General features: G+C 73.1%; 16 protein-coding genes. 3 read left to right on the top strand and 13 right to left on the bottom strand.

Annotation, left to right across the window (positions count from 1 at the left end; all coding sequences use genetic code 11):
- Nucleotides 1–4: 4 nt before the first annotated feature.
- From DLJ49_RS14515 to DLJ49_RS14500, 4 genes are all read right to left on the bottom strand, one after another.
- Nucleotides 5–538: a TRAP transporter small permease gene (locus DLJ49_RS14515; RefSeq protein ID WP_115394274.1), complete on the bottom strand. Its 534-nt coding sequence runs from the start codon at nt 536–538 to the stop codon at nt 5–7.
- Between the two features lie 73 nt (nt 539–611).
- On the bottom strand, nt 612–1,592 hold the full coding sequence (locus DLJ49_RS14510) for a TRAP transporter substrate-binding protein (protein ID WP_115394273.1): 981 nt from the start codon (nt 1,590–1,592) through the stop codon (nt 612–614).
- 19 nt (nt 1,593–1,611) lie between these two features.
- On the bottom strand, nt 1,612–2,901 hold the full coding sequence (locus tag DLJ49_RS14505) for an NAD(P)/FAD-dependent oxidoreductase (RefSeq protein ID WP_115394272.1): 1,290 nt from the start codon (nt 2,899–2,901) through the stop codon (nt 1,612–1,614).
- On the bottom strand, nt 2,898–4,049 hold the full coding sequence (locus DLJ49_RS14500; protein WP_115394271.1) for an enolase C-terminal domain-like protein: 1,152 nt from the start codon (nt 4,047–4,049) through the stop codon (nt 2,898–2,900). Before DLJ49_RS14500 ends, DLJ49_RS14505 begins: the two co-directional genes overlap by 4 nt.
- A 114-nt stretch (nt 4,050–4,163) precedes the next feature.
- Here DLJ49_RS14500 and DLJ49_RS14495 point away from each other — a divergent pair, with 114 nt between their 5' ends.
- A complete protein-coding gene (locus tag DLJ49_RS14495) occupies nt 4,164–4,883 on the top strand; it encodes an aspartate/glutamate racemase family protein (RefSeq protein WP_115394270.1) in 720 nt (239 codons plus the stop codon).
- Here DLJ49_RS14495 and DLJ49_RS14490 read toward each other — a convergent pair.
- The 3 genes from DLJ49_RS14490 to DLJ49_RS14480 all read right to left on the bottom strand — a co-directional run bounded on the left by DLJ49_RS14490 (nt 4,880) and on the right by DLJ49_RS14480 (nt 8,412).
- Nucleotides 4,880–6,052, bottom strand: coding sequence for a M24 family metallopeptidase (locus tag DLJ49_RS14490; protein ID WP_115394269.1), 1,173 nt, complete (start codon nt 6,050–6,052; stop codon nt 4,880–4,882). The two genes, DLJ49_RS14495 and DLJ49_RS14490, sit on opposite strands and share 4 nt — an antisense overlap.
- A gap of 73 nt (nt 6,053–6,125) precedes the next feature.
- Complete coding sequence (locus tag DLJ49_RS14485) at nt 6,126–7,649, bottom strand: AMP-binding protein (protein WP_115394268.1); 1,524 nt, start codon at nt 7,647–7,649, stop codon at nt 6,126–6,128.
- Nucleotides 7,642–8,412: an enoyl-CoA hydratase/isomerase family protein gene (locus DLJ49_RS14480; RefSeq protein WP_115394267.1), complete on the bottom strand. Its 771-nt coding sequence runs from the start codon at nt 8,410–8,412 to the stop codon at nt 7,642–7,644. The genes DLJ49_RS14485 and DLJ49_RS14480 overlap by 8 nt, the downstream gene beginning before the upstream one ends.
- Nucleotides 8,413–8,543: 131 nt before the next feature.
- Between DLJ49_RS14480 and DLJ49_RS14475 the strand changes: the two genes are divergently transcribed.
- On the top strand, nt 8,544–8,732 hold the full coding sequence (locus DLJ49_RS14475) for a hypothetical protein (RefSeq protein ID WP_115394266.1): 189 nt from the start codon (nt 8,544–8,546) through the stop codon (nt 8,730–8,732).
- A 156-nt stretch (nt 8,733–8,888) separates the two neighbouring features.
- On the opposite strand, the gene DLJ49_RS14470 is transcribed toward DLJ49_RS14475, so the two are convergent.
- The 4 genes from DLJ49_RS14470 to DLJ49_RS14455 all read right to left on the bottom strand — a co-directional run bounded on the left by DLJ49_RS14470 (nt 8,889) and on the right by DLJ49_RS14455 (nt 13,549).
- Complete coding sequence (locus DLJ49_RS14470; RefSeq protein WP_115394265.1) at nt 8,889–10,043, bottom strand: acetate/propionate family kinase; 1,155 nt, start codon at nt 10,041–10,043, stop codon at nt 8,889–8,891.
- Nucleotides 10,044–10,189: 146 nt separating this feature from the next.
- Nucleotides 10,190–11,680: a glucosylglycerol-phosphate synthase gene (gene ggpS / locus DLJ49_RS14465; RefSeq protein WP_115394264.1), complete on the bottom strand. Its 1,491-nt coding sequence runs from the start codon at nt 11,678–11,680 to the stop codon at nt 10,190–10,192.
- On the bottom strand, nt 11,670–12,443 hold the full coding sequence (locus DLJ49_RS14460; protein WP_115394263.1) for an HAD-IIB family hydrolase: 774 nt from the start codon (nt 12,441–12,443) through the stop codon (nt 11,670–11,672). Before DLJ49_RS14460 ends, ggpS begins: the two co-directional genes overlap by 11 nt.
- Nucleotides 12,440–13,549, bottom strand: a complete 1,110-nt coding sequence (locus DLJ49_RS14455) for an NAD(P)H-dependent glycerol-3-phosphate dehydrogenase (RefSeq protein WP_115394262.1) — start codon at nt 13,547–13,549, stop codon at nt 12,440–12,442. Before DLJ49_RS14455 ends, DLJ49_RS14460 begins: the two co-directional genes overlap by 4 nt.
- 225 nt (nt 13,550–13,774) lie before the next feature.
- Between DLJ49_RS14455 and DLJ49_RS14450 the strand changes: the two genes are divergently transcribed.
- Nucleotides 13,775–14,800: a YihY/virulence factor BrkB family protein gene (locus tag DLJ49_RS14450; protein WP_115394261.1), complete on the top strand. Its 1,026-nt coding sequence runs from the start codon at nt 13,775–13,777 to the stop codon at nt 14,798–14,800.
- A gap of 155 nt (nt 14,801–14,955) precedes the next feature.
- Here the strand turns inward: DLJ49_RS14450 and hrpB are convergent, their stop codons facing one another.
- The gene (gene hrpB / locus DLJ49_RS14445; protein WP_115394336.1) at nt 14,956–17,394 is read right to left on the bottom strand and encodes an ATP-dependent helicase HrpB; all 2,439 of its coding nucleotides are present in this window, start codon (nt 17,392–17,394) and stop codon (nt 14,956–14,958) included.
- A 508-nt stretch (nt 17,395–17,902) separates the two neighbouring features.
- Complete coding sequence (gndA, locus tag DLJ49_RS14440; RefSeq protein ID WP_115394260.1) at nt 17,903–19,309, bottom strand: NADP-dependent phosphogluconate dehydrogenase; 1,407 nt, start codon at nt 19,307–19,309, stop codon at nt 17,903–17,905.
- Between the last annotated feature and the right edge of the window lie 127 nt (nt 19,310–19,436).

Here is a 19,436-nt window from a genome sequence, read left to right as displayed (position 1 = left end):
GCCGCTACTCCGCGAAGCTCTGATCGACGATGTCACGCTTCAAGCGATGCTCCCTGCCGGAGAGCAACAGAACGAGATGATCGGTCAGAGCGACCGCAAGGATAACCGCGCCGACGAGCATCGCGCTCTGGGGAATCCAGAGCGGTGTCGCATCCTGCCCCTGGCTTATGTCGCCGAACTTCCACGACCAGTAGACGAACCGCTGACAATACCAGACGAAATACCACATGACGGCCGCGCCGATGGCAAAGCACCATGTGTCGATCAAGCGCCGGACCCGGTCGGGCACGGCGTTGAGCAGGAGCGAGACGCGGATGTGCGATCCGTGGTTCAGCGCGTAGGCGAAGGCGAGAAAACTCGACGCCGCCATCGCGTAGCCCGCGTAGGCGGCGGCCCCCACGAATATCAACCCGGTCCAACGCGCCACCATCTGCATGACGATCAGCGCGAGTATGGCGATCAGGCACAGGGCGGCGAGCACGCCGGCAGTCTTGTAGATCGCGTCGAGCGTCACCCTCAACACGCGGAGCAAACCCACGGCCGTTCTCCTGTCCCGATGGCGATGTCGCGAAACGGGCGCGCGCTGCCGAAGGGGCGCGCGCCCTCAAGGGTCAGTTCTGCATGCTGCGGAACTGATCGACGATGGCCTGGCCGCCCTCGCCGGCATCCTCGAGCCACTCGGCGGTCATGGTCTCGCCGATCTCGCGCAGCTCCTCCCTCATCTGGTCAGAGGCAGGCTCCACCGTCATGCCGCCCTCGCGCAGGCCGTTCAGCGTGAACTGGGTGTATTCCTTGGCGCGCCACGTGCCGGCGTATTCGGCGAGGCCGGCGCAGCCGAGCATGACGTTCCTGTTCTCTTCCGACAGGCCGTCCCATGCATCCATGTTCACGAAGACGTAGTTGCGCGGCAGCCAGGCATCGACCTCGTAGAAGTAGTTGAGGCTCTCCCACACCTTGCGGTCATAGCCCGTCGCGCCCGACGAGATCATCGAGTCGGCCACGCCCGTCGCGAAGGCCTGGCTGATCTCGGCCGCCTCGATCTGCACCGGCAGCATGCCCGTCAGCTCGGCGAGACGGGCCGTGGCATTGTTGTAGGAGCGGAACTTGACCCCCTCCATGTCGGCGACCGACTCCTTCGGCTCCTTGAAGTACAGGCCCTGCGGCGGCCACGGCACCGAGTAGAGGAGCTTGAGGTTCTGCCCGGCCAGCAGCTCCTCCATCGTGGGCTTGGCGGCCTCCCAGAGGTCGTCGGCCTGATCGAAGGAGGTGGCGAGGAACGGGATCGAGTCGACCCCGAAGATCGGGTCCTCGTTCTGGTGGGCCGACAGCAGACGCTCCCCGATCAGTGCCTGCCCGGTCTGGACGGCGCGCTTGATGTCGTTGCCGGCGAAGAGCGAGCCGGAGGGGTGGGTCGTGATCTCGATGTCGCCGCCGGTGCCGGTGGTGACGCATTCGCCGAACTCGGCGGCGGTCACGGAATGGAAGTTGGAGCCGGCATAGGCGAGCGGCATGTCCCACGTCTCGGCCACGGCGGGCGCCGCGGCGACGGCGGTGAGCGCCGTTGCGAGGATCAGGCTGGTGTGCGTCTTCATGTGTTTTTTCTCCCTGTGGTCAGGCCGTTCTTGGGGTGGCGTCGCGGCCGCGCATCCCGGACCGCGCGTAGCGTGCCGGGGAATATGGCCCAAGGTCAAGATTGGGCTGCCGTCCGGCGACAAGCTGGGCCAGCAGGCGGCCCGTCTTCGGGCCGCTGGTCAGCCCGACATGGTGGTGTCCGAAGCCCAGAAAGGCGCCGCCGATCGCCGGTGCCTCCCCGATCAGGGGGATCGAATCCGTCGGCGCCGGGCGGTGGCCCATCCACTCGCGCGTCTCCCGCCAGGTGATGCCGGGAAAGGTGGAGCGGGCGTTGCGCTTCAGCAGCGCCAGGGGGCCGCGCGAGGGCGGCGCATCGAGGCCGCCGAACTCCACCACGCCGGCCAGCCGCAGACGCCCGTCCATCGGCGTGGCGACGAACTTGCCCGAGGCCACCATGACCGGCGCGCGCGGCATCACGCTCGGCTCCACCAGTTCCAGGTGGTAGCCTCGTTCGCTTTCCAGGGGGACGTCGATGCCGAGCCTGCGCGCAAGCGGCTTCGACCAGGCGCCGGCGCAGAGCACGGCCGCGTCGCAGGCGATCGTCTCGCCGCCGGCGCGCACGCCGGTGACGCGGCCGTTCTCGGAGGCGATGTCGGTGACTTCGGCGGTCAGGACGCGGCCGCCCCCTGCCTCCAGATGCGCCGCGAGATCCTGCACGTAGCGGCCTGGATCAGCGATCCGCCCGTGGCGCGGCAGGCGCACGGCGAAGCCCAGCCGCTCCGAGAAGGCGGGATCGTAGGCGCGGAAGGCCGCGCCCTCCAGCTCGTCCCAGGTGAACCCGTGCGCGCGCCGGAGCCGCCAGCCGAAGGCGTCGCGCTCGAAATGGGCCCGGTCGTCGTAGATGTAGAGGTAGTCCGACGGCACGATCCAGCGCTCGGCCGGCGTGCCCGCCGCGAGCGCCTGGTGATCCTCGAGGCTGTCGCAGGTCAGCGGCGCGAGCGCCTGCGCGATCCGCTGGGTGTCGGCGGCGTTGGCGTGGCGCAGATAGGCCCGCAGCCAGGGCAGGAGCCGCGGCAGGTAGCCCCAGCGCAGGAACAGCGGCTGGTTGCCGTCGAACAGCATCCGCGGCGCCTTGCCCACCAGCCCCGGCACCGTCACCGGCACGACAGAGCAGGAGGCCAGCACCCCGCCGTTGCCGAAGCTCGCCCCCGCGCCGGGGCCGGACTTGTCGATCAGCGTCACCTCCGCCCCGTCGCGCTGGAGCCAGAGCGCGGTGGAGACGCCGACGATCCCGGCGCCGACGACGACGACGCGGCGGTTTGCGGTCATGCGGCCTCTCTCGTGCTGGTGCGGCTGGCGAAGCGCGCGAGCGCCTCCGGGTCGGGTCTGCGGCCGAGGCCGGGGCCGTCGGGCACGCTCACGGCGCCGTCCCGCACCGGGAACGGCTCCGACAGGATGTCGTCGGCAAGGTAGTATCGCGCCTGGTAGAACTCGCAGCCCAGCGTGATCGCGGGCGCCGCGGCGATCATGTGCACACCGGCAAGATGGCCGAGGCCCGTCTCGAACATGTCGCCTCCATAGGCCGCAAGCCCCGCGTCGGCGGCGATCCCGGCGGTTCGCAGCGCGCGCCGCAGGCCGCCGGCCTTCATGACCTTCACCGAGACGCCGTCGCAGATGCCTTCGCGCACGGCGCGCAGCATGTCCTCGGGGCCGAACACGCTTTCGTCGGCCAGCAAGGGCACGTCGACGGCATCGCGCAGCCGCGACATCGCGTCGAAGAGATGCGCGCGCACCGGCTGCTCGATGAAGGTGGGCCGAAAACCGGCGACGTCGCGCACCCGGGAGAGGGCCTCCTCGGGGCTCAGGCCCTGGTTGTAGTCCACCCGCAGGTCGAGGTCGGGATGCTCGGCGCGCAGGCGCTCCAGCCGGGTCAGGTCGAAGGCGTGGTCGCGCACCCCGGCCTTGAGCTTGACGATGCCCACGCCCTCGTCGCGCAGGCGCGATACGAGGCGCAGGTCGGCCTCGAAATCCGGATCGGCCAGCGAGACCGACAGCGGGATGCGGTCGCGGCACCGCCCGCCCAGCAGCGCCCAGACCGGCACGCCCGCGATCCGCCCGCAGAGATCGAGCAGCGCCGTCTCCAGCGCCGCCTTGGCCTCGGTGCAGTGCGCGACGGCGCGCTCGGCCTCGGCCATGATCGCCTGCACGTCGCCGGCCGGGCGGCCGAGCGCGATCGGGCGCAGGTAGCGGTCGAGCGCGGCGAAACTCGCCTCGGGCGAGCCGGTGAAGACGGCCCAGCTCGCCGCCTCGCCGAAGCCCTGGGCGCCGCCCTCCGCCGTCAGGCACACCACCACCACCTCGCAGGCGCCGGCGACGGTGCCGACGCCGTGGTCGCGCCGCGACACGACCGGCAGCTTCAGGTGCCACAGGTCGATGCCCGTGATCGGCTGAAGAAGATCGGCCGTCCCCCGGTTCATCCCGCCCCCCCGCGCATTTCGCCCTCTTGCAACGCTGGGCGCGGGCGCGTCGGAATGTCAATCGGGTTCCGTCCCGCGACGGGCGGGACAACTCTCGGAAGAAAGGGCTGGGCGATGAAGGTGGCGGGCAACAAGGCGATCTACGGCGCGGCGGTGGGCATCCTGATGCTCGACGCGCGCTTCCCGCGCATCCCCGGCGACATGGGCAACGCGACGACATGGGACTTTCCGGTGCATTACCGGGTCGTGCGCAACGCCTCGCCCGACCGGGTGGTGCGCCGCGGCGCCGAGGGCCTGCTGGATGCCTTCGTGGCGGCGGCGCGCGAGCTGGTGGCCGACGGCGTGGACGGGCTGACGACCAATTGCGGCTTCCTCTCGCCCTTCCAGCAGGAACTGGCCGAGGCGACAGGCGTGCCGGTGGCGGCCTCGTCGTTGATGCAGGTCGCCATGGTGAACCGCCTGCTGCCGCCCGACCGGCGGGCGGGCATCCTGACCATCTCGGCGTCGACCCTGACCGAGGCGCATCTCGCCGCCGCCGGCGTGCCGGCGGGCACCCCCGTGGGCACGACCGAGGGGATGCGCGAGTTCACCGGCGCGATCCTCGACGACCGGCCCGAGCTCGACGTCGACGCGGCCCGGGCCGACAACGTCGAGGCCGCGCTGGCGCTTCGGGCGGCGCAGGACGATCTGGGCGCGATCGTGCTCGAATGCACCAACATGACGCCCTACGCCGCCGACATCGCCGCGGCCACGGCGCTGCCCGTCTTCACCATGGAGGGCTTCGTGCGCTGGTTCCAGTCGGGCCTCGTGCCGCGGCGCTTCCCCGCGCCCTAGCGCCTCACGAACAGCTCGCGGGGGCTGTCGGCGAACACGTCGGCCCCCATTTCGGTCACGGCGAAGGTCTCGGAGATGACGACGCCGTACTTCTCGAGCCAGATCGCCGGAATGCAGTGGAACGTCATGCCCGGCTCCAGCACCGTCTCGTCGCCGCTGCGCAGGCTCGCGGTCAGCTCGCCCCAGGTGGGCGGATAGCCGATGCCGACCGGGTAGCCGATGCGGCTGTCCTTCTCGACGCCGTGGCGGCGGCTGACCGCCTGCCAGGCGGCGGCGAGATCGCTGCAGGTGGCGCCGGCCCGGACGGTGGCCAGCACCGCCTCCAGCCCCTCGGCGATCACGTCGGCCAGCCGCTTGAGATCGTCGGGCGGCTCGCCAAGATAGATGCAGCGCGACAGCGGCGAATGATAGCGGTGCCGGATGCCGCCCAGCTCGATGTAGAAGATATCGCCCTCGACGAGCGGATCGTCCGTCCACGACAGGTGGGGCGCCGAGCAGCGCTCGCTCACCATCGCGTTGGGCGGCTTGCAGGGAAAGGTGCCGCCGAAGTCCGGCAGCCCCGCCGTGGTGACGCGATAGACCTCGGCCATCACGTCGCACTGGCGCACGCCGACCTCGGCCGCGGCGAAGGCCGCCTCGTGCGCGGCGGCCGCGATCCGCCCGGCCTGGCGCATGTAGGTCAGCTCCCGCTCCGACTTCACCATGCGGCAGCGGTTCACCAGCAGGAAGGCGTCGCGGAAGTCGGCCTCGGGCAGGCGCCGGCGCAGGATGTGATCCCAGCGCGCGGTGTAGTAGTAGTCGTCGGTCTCGACCCCGATGGCCCGGCCCGACAGGCCCATGTCGATCAGCCGGTCGGCGACGAAATCCATCGGGTGGAGCGTGTCGGAGCCCACGTATTCGTCGGGGTAGGGCACCACGTTCTCCGGGGCGAGATAGGCGGTGAACTTCGCACCCGCGGCGTCCATCTTGCGGCCGATCCAGACGGGTTCCGCCCGGTCGGCGGCGACGACGACCATCTGCGGGGTGTAGAACGACCAGCCGTCGTAGCCCGTCAGCCAGAACTGGTTGGCCGGCGAGGCGACGAGCAGCACGTCGATCCCGCGGGCGGCCATCGCCGCCTTGCAGCGCGCGAGGCGCGCCGCGTATTCCGACCTGTCGAAGAGCAGCATGGCGATCTCCCTGTCGCGTCGACCCGGGCGGCATTTGGCACGGGCCGCCGGCGGGATGCCAGAGCGCCCCGCCTCAGCGGTCGCCGCGGTCGAAGGCGCCTTCGAGGCTGCGGTCGAGCCGGTCCTTGCGGATGCGCTGGCTCGGGGTGCGCTCGAACTCGGCGACCGCCTTCCAGTAGCGGGGGACATGCGCGCGCGGCATGTGCTCGCGCGCCCAGGCCGCGAGCGCCCGCGGCGCGAAGTCCGCGCCCTCGCGCATCGTCAAGAAGCACAGGATGTCGTGGTCGCCGATCTCGGCGGGCACGCCCACCACCGCCGCCTCGGCGATGTCGGGATGGGCCGCGAGCGCCGTCTCCACCTCCCAGGCCGAGACGTTCTCGCCCCGCCGGCGGAGCGAATCGGTCGTCCGGCCGAGGAAGCGGTAGGTGCCCGCGGCGTCGCGCGCGCCGAGATCGCCGGTGAACAGGCGGCCCCCGCGCCGCAGCTTCGCCGTCGCCTCCGGGTTGCCGAGATAGCCGGGCGTCAGCAGGCCCGGCTGCCGCGGGCGGACGACGATCTCGCCCTCGGCGGGGCCGTCGCGCGCCGCGCCGTCGGCGCCGGCGAGCTCGACGTCGAGCCAGGGCACGGGCGTGCCGATCACGCCCGGCACACCGCGCAGGTTCACCGTGGTGAAGCTCGACGCCTCGGTCATGCCGTAGACCTCGCGGAGCGGGATGCCGAAGCGCGCCTCGAAGGCGCGCTGCACGTCCGGCCGGCAGCCGCCCCCGAAGGCGAGAGCGACGGGGTGCTCGCGGTCGTCGGCGCGCGGCGCGGCCTTCAGCAGGATCTCGAGGATGCCGCCGAGATAGTGCAGCTTGGTGACGCGATGCCGGCGCACGTCGTCCCAGAAGCGGGAGGCGGAGAAGCGCGGCGTCGTGACCAGCCGCGCCTGCCCCGCGAGCGCCATGAGCAGCAGCTGCGGCCCGCCGACATGGTGCATCGGCTCCCACATCAGGTAGCCGTCGCCGGGCGTGCAGGCGCTGGCCAGCGCGCAGCCGGCGGCGGAGGCGAGGAGCATCCGCTCGGTGACGATCACGCCCTTGGGCGGGCCGGTGGTGCCGGAGGTGAACAGGATGGCGCGATGCGCATCCGGGTCCGGCGGCGGCGCGATCTCCGGGCCGCGGTCGGGCGTCCAGCCGTGGCCGTGGCGGTGCTCCAGCGGCCCGGCCCAGCCCGCGGCGCGGAGCGCCGGTTCGGCCGCGGGCGCCACGAGGCCGAGGACTGGCGCGGCGACCGACAGCGCATGGGCGAGAGAGGGCCCCTGCGCGTCCGGTGCGAGCGGCACCCAGAGGGCGCCGGCGAGCGCGATGCCCAGCACGGTGGCGACGTGGTCCGGCCCGGCGTCGAGCATGGTGAGCACCGGGTCGCCCGGCCCGATGCCGCGCGCTCGCAGCCCGGCCGCGGCGGCGCGGGCGGCTGCGGCCAGCGCGCCGACGGAGATCTCCCGGCCCTCGTGGACGAGGATCGTCCGCTCCGGCGCGAGACGGGCCATGTCCGCCAGGAGCCCGCCCGCCGTGCCCGCGAAGGGCGGCCGCAGCGGGCCGGGAAGGTCAGCCATCGCCGGCGCCCCGGCCGAGGAAGCGGCGCGTCTCTGCGTGCATCTCGCCCGATTCGAAGGACAGCCGGTGATAGCGCCTGGCCGCGTCGATGGCCTCGTCGAGCCCGGGCTCCAGAACCTCGAAGAAGCGCCGCTTGATCAGGCGCATTGCGGTGCGCGGGCGGCTGCCCAGCTCGCGCGCGGCGTCCATGGCGCGCGCCAGCACTGCCTCGCGCTCCACGATCTCGTGGAGCGCGCCGAGGCGCAGCGCCTCCTCCGCCTCCATCAGCCGGCCCGAGAGGGTGAGCTCGCGCGTATGCGACAGCCCGAGCGTCTCGCGCATGATCCACGGCCCGGTGATGCTCGCGATGCCGGAGCGGATCTCCGGCTGGCCCATGCGCACCCCGGCATGTCCGATCCGCAGGTCGGTGAGCAGCACGAACTGGAAGGCCGAGCCCGCCGCCACCCCGTTCAGCGCCGCGACGACCGGAATCTCCAGCGAGGCGACGGCGCGATAGAGGCGGGCGAACCCGTCGATCCAGTCCTCGGCCTTCTCGGGCCCGAAGCCGGAGAGCTCGTTCAGGTCCTGCCCGGCGCAGAAGGCCCGCTCGCCGGCGCCGGTCAGGACGACGGCGCGCGCCTCGGCGTCGGCCCCGGCGGCGGTCAGGCGGCCGATCAGGTCGGACCGCATCGCCTCGTCCCAGGCGTTCATGCGCCCGGGCTTGTTGAGCGTCAGCAGGACGACGCCCCCCGACCGCTCCTCAAGGATCGCGTCGTCGGTCATGGCGCTGCCCTCCCTCGCTCGGCCGCCGGGCAATCTGACGCGCCCCGAAGCGCGCCGCAAGGGCCCACGACGGGGCCCGCATCGGGCTGGGGCTCGGCTTCCACCCGGAGGCCGGGATCACTGGCACGCTCGTGGCGATCGGCTTCGGCGCAGGCCGGATGTTCCTCGTGCCGGGCCTTCTCGTGCGCAGGTCGACCACGGTGATGACGCTCCGCTTCCCCGTGCTCTTCCCGCTGGTCTTCGCCGTCAACGTCATGGTCGATCCGGCGACCATGCCGCCCTGGCTCGCGGCGGTGGTGGCGCCCCCCTCACCCACATGACGACGGCGATGCGCGCGATCTCCGCCGGGGTCGGCGGCGGTCGGCGGGGGTCGGCGGAGGTCGGCAGGGTGGCGCTCGCCCTCGCCCTGCCGGTTGCCGCGACGGTGGCGCTCGCGCCCCGTGGTGCTGGCGCTGCACCGGCGCCGCCGAGGCCGCTCAGCCCGCGGAGAGCGCCTCCTGAACCGCACGGGCGATCACCCGCTCCTCGTCGGTCGGGATCACCAGCACCGGCACGTCGCCCGCGCCGATCCGGCGGGCATTCGCGGCGTTCGCCTCCGGGTCGACCGCGAGGCCCATCCACTCCAGGCCCGCCAGCGCCCGCGCCCGGATCGGCGCAGCGTTCTCGCCGACCCCCCCGGTGAACACCAGCGCGTCCAGGCCGCCCAGCTCGGCGGCCATCGCCCCGATCTCGCGCGCGATGCGATGGGTGTAGTAGGCGATCGCGTCCTCCGCGTCGGGATCGCGCGATGCCAGCAGCGTGCGCATGTCGTGCGACACCCCAGACAGGCCGAGCAGCCCGCTCTCGCGGTAGAGCAGGCGGGTGAGGTCGTCCGCGCCCATGCCCCGATCCATCAGGTAGAGCAGCACGCCCGGGTCGATCTGGCCGCAGCGCGTGCCCATGGGCAGGCCGTCGAGCGCCGAGAACCCCATGCTCGAGGCCACCGACCGACCTCCCGAAAGGGCGCACATCGAGGCGCCGTTGCCGAGATGCGCCACCACCACCCGGCCCGCGTGCAGCGCCGGGTGCTCCGCCGCCAGCCGCCCCGCGATGTAGTCGTAGGACAGGCCGTGGAAGCCGTAGCGCCGCACTCCCTCGTCGTAGAAGCGCCGCGGCAGGGCGAAGGCATCCGCCACGAAGGGGTGGCCGCGATGGAACGCCGTGTCGAAGCACCCCACCTGAAGCGCATCGGGGAAGGCCGCGACCGCCGCCTCGACCGCCGCGAGGTTGTGCGGCTGGTGAAGCGGCGCGAGCGGCACCAGTTCGGCGAGACGGTCGCGCACCTCGGTCGTCAGCTCGGCCGGCGCGTCGAACCGGGTGCCGCCATGCACGACCCGGTGGCCGACGCCGGCCACCTCGCGGCCCGCCGTCGCCGGCCGGATCGCCTCGAGGATCGCCGCCACCCCTGCCCGGTGATCGGCCGCCTCGACGGCCCGCTCCTCGCGCCCGTCGCCCGCCTCGAGGATGAGCCGCGCCTCCGGGCCCAGCCGGTCGACCTGGCCCGAGGCCAGCGAGGCAGGGTCGTCCCCGGCCGCGTACACACCGAACTTGATCGAGCTCGAGCCGGCGTTGAGCGTCAGGATCGCCGCCATGCACCCCCCTTTCGCGCGGGCCACGGGTCGCCCCGCCCGACACAAGCGCGCGCCCCCGCTTCTTCTTGCTTCAAGTATCCTCGCCGAAGGCATCGCGCGCGGCCACGCGCGCCAACGTCGCGTCGCCGCCCCGCCGCTGGCCAGGCTCAGGCCGCCTGCGCCGCCTTCTGGCCGAAGGCGAGCTGGGCGTCGCCCCAGGCGCGAATATCCTCGCGGCGCACGCTCTCGCGCATCGCCGCCATCCGGTCGCGCCGTTCCGCCTCCTGCATCGCCAGCGCCTGGTCGAGGGCGGTGTCCATCGAGCGGTGCGAGAAGGGGTTGGTCATCACCGCCGCCGTCAGCTGAACCGCCGCGCCCGCGAATTCCGACAGCACCAGCACACCGTCGCCATCGACCCGGCTGGCCACGTATTCCTTGCAGACGAGGTTCATGCCGTCGGCGAGCGGCGTGATCCAGGCGATGTCGGCCGCGCGGTAGTAGGCCACCAGCTCGGTGAAGGGAATCGGCTGGCTGATGAAGGCGAGCGGCTGCCATTCCAGCGTGCCGAAGGTGCCGTTGATCCGGCCCGCGATCTGCTCGAGGTTCGACTGCACCTCGGCGTAGGCGGTCATGTTGCGGTTGGCCACGACCGAGACGTGCATCAGCCGGATCTTGCCGTGCAGGTCCTTGCGGCGCTTCAACAGACGCTCGAAGGCCAGCAGCTGCTCTGGCCCGCCCTTGGTGTAGTCCGTCCGCCCCACCGAGAGCAGCAGCGTGCCGTCGCCCTTGTCGGCCTCGATGCCGGTCAGCGCGCGCACCGTCTCCTCGCTGCGGGCGTTCCTTTCGATGAAGTCGGTGTCGATGCCCACGGGGCTGGCGGCCAGCGCCACCTTGCGCCCGTCGTCGAGCACGATCTCGGTGGGCTGCGAGCGTTCGTCGAGGGCCGAGCCGAGCGGCACGTCGGAGGTCTTGACCGGCTTGCGCTCGGTCACCCGCACATCGAACATCGACCGGGCGACCTGCACGAAATTGGCGACATACCGGGGGATGTGGAAGCCCACCACGTCGCATTCGAGCAGCGAGCGCACGATCTCCTCGCGCCACGGCAGCACGTTGAACATGTCGGCCGCCGGAAACGGCGTGTGGTGAAAGAAACTGATCTTCACGTCGGGCCGAAGCTGGCGCAGGTAGCCCGGCACCAGCCACAGGTTGTAGTCGTGAATCCACACCAGCGCGCCCTTGTCGGCCTCGCGCGCCGCCGCCTCGGCGAAGGCCCAGTTCACCTCGCGGAAGGTCGGCCAGTCGACGGGGTCGTAATTGTAGCGTTCCTTGAAGGCGTGGAGGATCGGCCAGAACGCCTCCTTCGAGGTGACGTGGTAGAAGCTCGACACCTGCTCCTTCGTCAGCGGCAGCCGCGAGACGGTGTACTTGCCGAAGCTGTCCTCGATCTCGATCACGCGCTCGAAATCGGGGTTGGCGGGGTCCTCCGCCTCTTTCCAGGCCACCCAGGCGCCGTGCTCGACCTTGCCGAACAGCGCCTTGAGCGTGGGCACGATGCCGTTGGGCGACTTGTTCTCCTTGTAGAGGATCTCGCCGCCCTCGCCCTCGACCTCCTCGTAGGGCTGGCGGTGGTAGACGATCACCAGATCAGACGGCATGGCGCACCTCCTCTATCTCGGGATGGAGCTGGAACTCGGCGATGGCCTCAACAATCCCGGCCGCGCCGTGGCCTTGCGCACGGTGGATGTGCGGCGCCTCGGGCAAGGCCTCGAGCAGGGCCGCCTCCGAATTGCCGACGGCGACCGCCGGCAGCCCGCAGGCCAGCATCGACAGGTCGTTGAGCGTGTCGCCGGCGCAGAGCACGCGGGGTTCGTCGACATCCAGATGCGCCACCAGCCGCCGCAGCGACGGCCCCTTGGACACGCCACGGGGCAGCACGTCGAAGTAGCGGTCGGCCGAGATCAGCACGTCGTAGCCCATCGCCTCGATCCGCGGCTTCGCCTCGGGGTCGAGCGTGGCGGGGTCCATGTCGTAGCTCACGCGATAGCGGAATTCGGTGGGCTGCAGCGTCAGTCCCGCCATGTCGGCGAGCGCCGCGCGCACCATGGCGGCACCGTCGTCCCAGAGCGCGGCGATCTCGTGCTCGAGGTGCGGAATGGGCTCGCAATGCCCCTCCTCGGTGACATGGGCGATCGTGGTGCCCACGTCGCCCACCACGTAGTCGGGCGTCGGGATCGGCGTGCCCCGGGTCAGCGACACGATGAACTCGGGGTCGCGCCCGGTGACGAAGATCAGCCCGACGGTGTCCCGCCGCGCCTCGATCCAGCGGTAGAGCGCGTCGCGCGACGCCTCCGAGCCGCCGAGGAACGTGCCGTCGAGATCGGTGGCGAGGACGAAGGTCCTGTCGGAGATCGGGGTCATTCGGCGGCCCTCGGCGTGTCGGGCCCGGCGGCCGGGTGCGCCATCTCGATGTCGAGCGCCCGCGGCTCGCCCACGAGGGGCCGCGCCCAGAGATCGGCGAAGGTGCGCTGCAGGTCGGCCTCCTCGTGCAGGATCGCGTGGACGGCGCGGCAGACCGGCATCTCGACGCGGATCATGTCGGCCAGGTTGACCACCGACACCGCGTTGACCTCGCCCTCGACCACCACCTTGCGTCCCTCGAAGCACTCGTGCCGCGGCAGCCCCTGCCCCAACTGCAGGCCGAGCGACATGTTGCGCGAGGTGGGCGACGAGCAGGTGAGCGTGAGGTCGCCGGTGCCCGCGAGGCCGGTGACGGTCTCGCGCCGCCCGCCCAGCGCCTCGGCCATGCTCTTCATCTCGTCGACCCCCCAGGTGATGAGCGCGGCGCGCGTGTTCTCGGCATAGCCCGCGCCCGTCATCATCCCGCAGGCGATGGCGATGACGTTCTTCACCGCACCCGCCACCTCGACGCCCACCATGTCGTCGGAGACGTAGGGCCGGAACATCGGATTGCCGAGCGAGAGCGCCAGGCGCGAGGCCGGCGCCGATTGCGGCGCCCGCCGGTCGGCGGCGGCAAAAGGGAAGGCCAGCGTCACGGCCGTCGGGAACCCAAGCGCCGTCTCGCGCGCGAAGGTCGGCCCCGAGAGCACGCCGATCCGGTGGCCGGGCAGTTCCTCTTCCACCACCTCCCCGAGCAGCTTGCCCGAGCCCTGCTCGATCCCCTTGGCGCAGAGCACGACCGGCACCCGCCGCTCGAGATGCGGCGCGATGCGGCGGGCCATCTCGCGCAGGGTGCGCGACGGCGTGACCATCAGCACGCAGTCGGCTCCCTCGATGGCGCGGGCGATGTCGGGCTCGCAGATCAGCCCCTCGGGGAGGTCGATGCCCTCGAGATAGCTCTCGTTCCGGCCCGTCGCCGCGATCCGGCTCAGCGCCGCGGCGTCGCGCCCCCACAGGCGCACCTCGCGCCCCGCCCTGCGCGCGACCGCAGCTAGCGCCGTGCCCCACGCCCCCGCACCGAGGACGGCGATCACGGGATAGACCCCCTCTCCGCGATTGTCGCTCATGCGCACAGGCCCCGACGGCGGGGGCAGATCACATCCCGGCGCGGCGCCGGAGAGGCAGGCGCCACGGTCGGTCGGGTGGAGGCGTTCACTATGTCCATGTCGGTGTTAGTGTAGAGCGCGCGGAGCCGGTGCGAAAGGGCGCGCAGGCGGGCGGCCGGGCGGACGCCTGCGGTGCGCGGGCCGCACCCGGCCCGGGCCAGACGCGGAACGGAGAGGGTTTGCCCCATGAATTTCAAGCGGTTCCTGCCGGCGCCGCTCGCCCGGGCAGCGGGCGTCGCCATCGCGATGTCCGACCGGATGAGCGAGATCAATATCGGCCTCGTCTCGGCCGGCGTCGCCTTCTACGGTCTGCTCGCGGTGTTCCCCAGCATGACCGCGATCGTGGCGCTCTGGGGCCTCTTCGCTGACCCTGCGGTGGTGGTCTCCGAAGTGCAGACGCTCGAGCCGATGATGCCGGAGGACGGCTACACCATCCTCGAAAACCAGGTCGAATCGCTTGCCAGCGGCGCCAGCGCCACCCTCGGATGGGCCTCGGCGGCCTCGCTTCTGGCGGCGCTCTGGGCGTCGCGCTCTGGGGTCGCCGCGATCATCGGCGGGCTCAACAAGGTGCATGGCTCCCGCTCGCGGGGCGGGGTCATGCACGCCGTCGTGGCGCTGTCGATGTCCGCCACGATGATCCTCGCAGCCCTGGTGGCGCTCGCCTCCGTGGTCATCGCCCCCGTGGCGCTCACGCTCCTGCCGCTCGGCCCCTACACGGGCTTCGCCCTCGACATCCTCCGCTGGATCGTCGGCATCGGCATCGTCCTGCTTGCCATCGGCCTGCTCTATCGCTTCGGCCCGAGCGAAAAGGCGGTGCGACCCGTCTGGCGCCGGGCGGGCGTGATCACGCCGGGCGCCATCGTGGCGGTGGCGCTCTGGGGCCTCGTGTCCTGGGGGTTTTCCACCTACCTCGCCAATTTCGGCGATTACGACCGTGTATACGGCTCGCTCGGCGCGGTGATCGCGCTGCTGATGTGGCTCTATCTCAGCGGCTTCGTCGTGCTTCTCGGCGCGATCGTCGACGTCGAGGTGGCCCGCGCCGTCGCCCTGCCCCACGCCGACTCCGACGAGTCTCAAGCCGGAAACGCCGAGGGCGACGAGCCCTCCCCCACCAGCGGCCACGCCCAGGCCCTCACCGCGCCCCCCGACCAGGCCCCCTCCAAGGCCCCCGACTGGGCCCCCGACCGGGCCGAAGCCCCGGGTCGCGCCTGACGCTCGCCGGACGGCCCGGCTCGGGGCAGCGCACCGCAAGCCCGCCGCCCCGGCTTCTTCTTGCCCCAAGTATCCCGGGGGAGTCGGCCCGCACGGGCCGACGGGGGCAGCGCCCCCCCGCGACGTCGCCACACCGCACCCGCGGCCCGACCGGCTCACTCGCGCCGCTTCGGCCGCAGCGTCGGGTCGGCCAGGCCGGGGGCGTCCGGCCAGGGGTGGCGCGGGTAGCGCGCGCGCATGTCGCGTGCCACCTCGGCATAGGAGCCCGCCCAGAAGCCCGGCAGGTCCGTCGTCACCTGCACCGGCCGCCCGGCAGGCGACAGCAGCACCAGCCGCAGCGGCAGGCGGCGCGGGCCGACGCAGGGGTGCTCCGTCGTGCCGAAGAACTCCTGCACCCGTGCCGCGATCTCGGGCGCCTCGGCGCCGTAGTCTATGGGCAGGCGGCGCCCCGCGGGCGAGGTGAAGACAGGCGGCATCTCGGCGTCGAGCCGGCGCAGATTCTGGTAGCCTATCCGCGCCTCGAGCGCCGGCACGAGATCGAGCCTGCGGATGTCGTCGGCCGTGCGCACCCCCGCCAGGAAGGGCAGCAGCCACGCCTCCGCCTCCGCCTCCAGAGCGGCGTCGGAGAGGTCGGGCACGTCGGCCCCCTCGGCGCGCCAGAGCACGGCGCGTGCCTGCAGCCGCCGTGCCGCCTCCGACCAAGGCAGGCCGAGGTCGCGCACGCCCTCCAGGGCGGCGCGGGCAAGCGCGTCCGGCGGCGCATCGCGCCACACCCGGTCGTCGAGCACGAGCGCGCCGAAGCGCTCCTGCCGCCGCGCCACAACCCTCCGATCACGGCGCGACCACTCGGCCACGTCGACCCAGCCGATCCGGTCGGCGAAGAGACCGCGCAGTTCGGCTTCCGCCAGCGGCAGCGCCATGCGGATGCGCGCCTCGCGCGCGTCGCCGTCGAGGTCCGTCGCAACGATCAGCCGCTGCCCGGCGAGCGCGTCCCCCGCTTCCATCGCCGCGCCCTTGCCGCCCGAGAGCAGCCACCGGGGCGCATCGCCCGGCCGGCGCAGACCCACCCGGTCGGGATAGGCGAGCGCGGCGGCCTCGGCGGGCGTGCATGAAGGCGCCTGGGGCGCGAGGCGTGCCAGCCGCTTGGCCTCGGCGCGAATGCGCTCCAGCGCGCCCCGGTTGATCTCGCCCGGCACGTCGCGGTCGCCCCGCAGCGCCTTCAGCCGGTGGCGCGCATCGACCGGCGCCCCGCGCAGCGGATCGCGCTCCGACAGGAGCGCCGCGAGCGGCGCCGCATCCCGGCCCGCCGACAGCAGCATGTGGCCGAGGCGCGGATGCACCGGCAGCTTCGCCAGCGCCGCGCCGTGGTCGGTCACCCGCCCCGCGGCGTCGACCGCGCCGAGGTTTGCGAGCAACGCCCGCGCCTCGGCCAGCGCCCCTTCGGGCGGCGGCGTCAGGAACGGCAGCGCGCTACCGTCGGGGTCGCCCCAGAGCGCGAGCTCGAGCGCGAGCGGCGCGAGGTCGGCGATCTCGATCTCGGCGGGGGGGAAGGCCGGCAACGCGCCCTCCTCGCCCCGTGTCCACAGCCGGTAGCAGCGCCCCGGCCCGAGTCGCCCGGCCCGCCCCGCGCGCTGGGTGGCCTCGGCCCGGCTGACCCGCTCGGTCACCAGCCGCGACATGCCCGAGCGCGGATCGAACCGCGCCCGCCGCGCCCGCCCCGCATCGACCACGGCGCCGATTCCCTCGATCGTCAGCGACGTCTCGGCGATGGCAGTGGCCAGCACCACCTTGCGTGTGCCGTGCGGCGCGGGTGCGATGGCGGCGCGCTGCGCGCCGAAGGGCATCGCGCCGAAGAGCGGATGCACGGTCACGCCCGCGCCCGGCTCGCCCAGCGCCGCCGCCGTCCGCCGGATCTCGGCCTCGCCGGGCAGGAAGGCGAGCACGCCGCCGTCGGTCTCGCCAAGCGCGCGCCGGATCAGGTCGGCCACGGCCTCCTCCGGCCGCCGCCCCTTCGCCAGCGGCGCGTCGAGATGGACCAGGTCGACCGGGAAGGCCCGCCCCTCGGCCGTGATCACGGGCGCGCCCCCCATCAGCGCGGCCACCGGCGCGGCGTCGAGCGTGGCCGACATGGGCAGAAGCGCCAGGTCGTCGCGCAGCGCCCCGCGCACCTCGAGCACGAGCGCGAGACCCAGATCGGCATTGAGCGAACGCTCGTGAAACTCGTCGAAGAGGATCGCGCCCACGCCGTCGAGGCCGGGATCGTCCTGCAGCATTCGAGTCAGGATGCCCTCGGTCACCACCTCGATCCGGGTCGCGCGCCCCACCCGCGCCTCGCCGCGGATGCGATAGCCGACGGGGCCGCCCACCTCTGCGCCCAGCGTCGCCGCCATTCGCTCGGCCGCGGCGCGGGCGGCAAGCCGGCGCGGCTCGAGCATCAGGATGCGGCCCCGGGTGAGCCCCGCCTCGAGCAGGGCGAGCGGCACCCGCGTCGTCTTGCCGGCGCCGGGCGGGGCCTGCAACACGGCCCGCCCCGCCGCCCGCAGCGCGGCGACGAGTTCGGGCAGGACGGCATCTATGGGCAGGGGAGCGGGCACGCGCGGGAGGTAGGCCGGCGGCCTGCGCCCCGTCAACGCCGCACGGCCGCGGAGAGGGGCGCTGCCCTCCGAGCCGCCAGCCCCCAACCTGCCTGGCTGATCGGCCATGCACGCGCCCCCGCGGCGGGCCCGACCGCGCCTCGCCCCCCCGGCTGCCGCTCCACCACGCACGTCGGGGGCGCGCCCTCCGCTTGGGAGCCGTCCTCCCACGGTCACGCGGCCCGCAGCCGGGCGACGGGACAGGCCCGGCGAGACGGCTCGACACCAGGCGCGGCGGGGAGCGCCCGGCAGGCGCAACAGCCGTCGCGGCAGGGGCCGACGCGGATCGCGCAGTCGCCCCGGCTCGTCCGAGGCCGCACCGCCGGCCGACCTGCCCGGGCGTGGAGCGGAGCACCGCCGCGCCGCGCGCCCCGCGCGGCGCCGGGCCCAACGGAGCGAGGGGGCGCACGGCCCCGAGCGGAGGCGGGAGCGCCCCGTTTCCTTCGGTGCGAGCCGCCCGCCCCCGCGGCTACCCCGCCCACGGTCCGTGGTGGCGGCCGTCCGCATCGACCCGCTCGAAGCCGTGGCGGCCGAAATAGTCGCGCTGCGCCTGGATCAGGTCGGCCGTCGTGCGCGCCCGCCGCATCGTCTCGGCGACGGCGAGCGCGGCCGAGAAGCCGGGCACCGGCAGCCCTGCCAGGGCCGCCTCGGCCACCACGCGCCGCAGCGCGGGCAGCCCCCGTGCCATCGCCTCCGCGAAGGCGGGGGCGAGGTGCAGCTGGCCCTCGGGCAGCCCCTCGCGCAGCGCCCGCGCGATGTCGTCGAGCAGCGCCGAGCGGATGATGCAGCCCGCCCGCCAGATCTCGGCCACGCGGGCAAGGTCGGTGCCCCAGCCATGCTCGGCGGAGGCCCCTTCGAGGATCGAGACCCCCTGGCCGTAGGCGACGATGCGCGCCGCAAGCAGCGCCTCCGCAAGCGTGGCGTCGTCGAGGGCCGGCGCAGGCACGTCCGCCGCCGGAAGCGCCGCCGCGCCCGCGGCCCGTGCCGACCGCAGCGAAGACCAGGCCCGCGCGCCCACCGCCGCCTCGACCGTCGAGGCGGGACGGCCCAGCCGCAGAGCCTCGATCGCCGTCCACCGCCCCGTCCCCTTCTGCCCGGCCGAATCCACGATCATGTCGACGGCGGGCGCCCCCGTGGCCGGGTCGGTCGCCCGAAGCACCTCTGCCGTGACCTCCACGAGATAGCTCTGCAACGGGCCGCCGTTCCACCGGGCGAAGACCCCCCCGATCTCCGCCGGCGCGCGCCCTTGCCCGTGGCGCATCAGCCCGTAGACCTCGGCGATGAGCTCCATGTCGGCGTATTCGATGCCGTTGTGGACCGTCTTGACGAAATGCCCCGCGCCGTCGGGGCCGAGCCAGGCCGCGCAGGGATCGCCCCGGTGCCGCGCCGCGATCGCCTCGAAGACGTCGCGCACCTGTTCCCACGCGGCGCGGTCGCCGCCCGCCATCAGCGAGGGGCCATGGCGCGCGCCCTCTTCGCCACCCGAGACGCCGAGGCCGAGATAGGCGATGCCGCTGCCCTCCAGCGACGCGACGGCTGCCTGCGTGTCGCGGAAATCGGCATTGCCCGCGTCGACCAGGATGTCGCCGGCCGCCAGAAGCGGTCTGAGCGCGGCCACGGTGGCGCGCACCGCAGCGCCCGCGGGCACCATCATCACGACGACGCGCGGCGTGTCCAGCGCGGCCACGAACGCCTCGAGCGTGTCGGTCGGGTGAAGCCGGGCCGCCAGCGCGCCGGCCCCTGAAGCGACCTCGTGTGCGCGGGTCGCGGTGCGGTTGTGCAGCGCCACGTCCACCCCTGTCTCGGCGATGTTGAGCGAGAGGGCCGCACCCATCGTTCCCATCCCCGTCACCCCGATCCGCGCCGGTCGTGCCATGCGCCACTCCCCCTCGATCCGTCGGCTGCCCCAGGCGGCGCCTGCCCCAGCCAGAGCTAGCGGGCCGGAGCGGGCGCGGCCAGACGCAGCTGGCGTTCACCGAAAGTTAGGCTCGATGTGGGACGCC

The organism is Rhodovulum sp. 12E13 (genome assembly GCF_003340565.1).
In the GTDB taxonomy this organism is placed as follows: Bacteria; Pseudomonadota; Alphaproteobacteria; order Rhodobacterales; family Rhodobacteraceae; genus HLUCCA09.
Note: the sequence above shows the minus strand (reverse complement) of the source record. Positions and strands in the feature narration are given on the sequence as shown.

Excerpts from the sequence above, each read along its gene's own strand:
- DLJ49_RS14510 (WP_115394273.1), bottom strand. The coding sequence starts at position 1,592 with ATGAAGACGCACACCAGCCTGATCCTCGCAACGGCGCTCACCGCCGTC.
- DLJ49_RS14505 (WP_115394272.1), bottom strand. The coding sequence starts at position 2,901 with ATGACCGCAAACCGCCGCGTCGTCGTCGTCGGCGCCGGGATCGTCGGC.
- DLJ49_RS14500 (WP_115394271.1), bottom strand. The coding sequence starts at position 4,049 with ATGAACCGGGGGACGGCCGATCTTCTTCAGCCGATCACGGGCATCGAC.
- DLJ49_RS14495 (WP_115394270.1), top strand. The coding sequence starts at position 4,164 with ATGAAGGTGGCGGGCAACAAGGCGATCTACGGCGCGGCGGTGGGCATC.
- DLJ49_RS14490 (WP_115394269.1), bottom strand. The coding sequence starts at position 6,052 with ATGCTGCTCTTCGACAGGTCGGAATACGCGGCGCGCCTCGCGCGCTGC.
- DLJ49_RS14485 (WP_115394268.1), bottom strand. The coding sequence starts at position 7,649 with ATGGCTGACCTTCCCGGCCCGCTGCGGCCGCCCTTCGCGGGCACGGCG.
- DLJ49_RS14480 (WP_115394267.1), bottom strand. The coding sequence starts at position 8,412 with ATGACCGACGACGCGATCCTTGAGGAGCGGTCGGGGGGCGTCGTCCTG.
- DLJ49_RS14470 (WP_115394265.1), bottom strand. The coding sequence starts at position 10,043 with ATGGCGGCGATCCTGACGCTCAACGCCGGCTCGAGCTCGATCAAGTTC.
- ggpS (WP_115394264.1), bottom strand. The coding sequence starts at position 11,680 with ATGCCGTCTGATCTGGTGATCGTCTACCACCGCCAGCCCTACGAGGAG.
- DLJ49_RS14460 (WP_115394263.1), bottom strand. The coding sequence starts at position 12,443 with ATGACCCCGATCTCCGACAGGACCTTCGTCCTCGCCACCGATCTCGAC.
- DLJ49_RS14455 (WP_115394262.1), bottom strand. The coding sequence starts at position 13,549 with ATGAGCGACAATCGCGGAGAGGGGGTCTATCCCGTGATCGCCGTCCTC.
- DLJ49_RS14450 (WP_115394261.1), top strand. The coding sequence starts at position 13,775 with ATGAATTTCAAGCGGTTCCTGCCGGCGCCGCTCGCCCGGGCAGCGGGC.
- gndA (WP_115394260.1), bottom strand. The coding sequence starts at position 19,309 with ATGGCACGACCGGCGCGGATCGGGGTGACGGGGATGGGAACGATGGGT.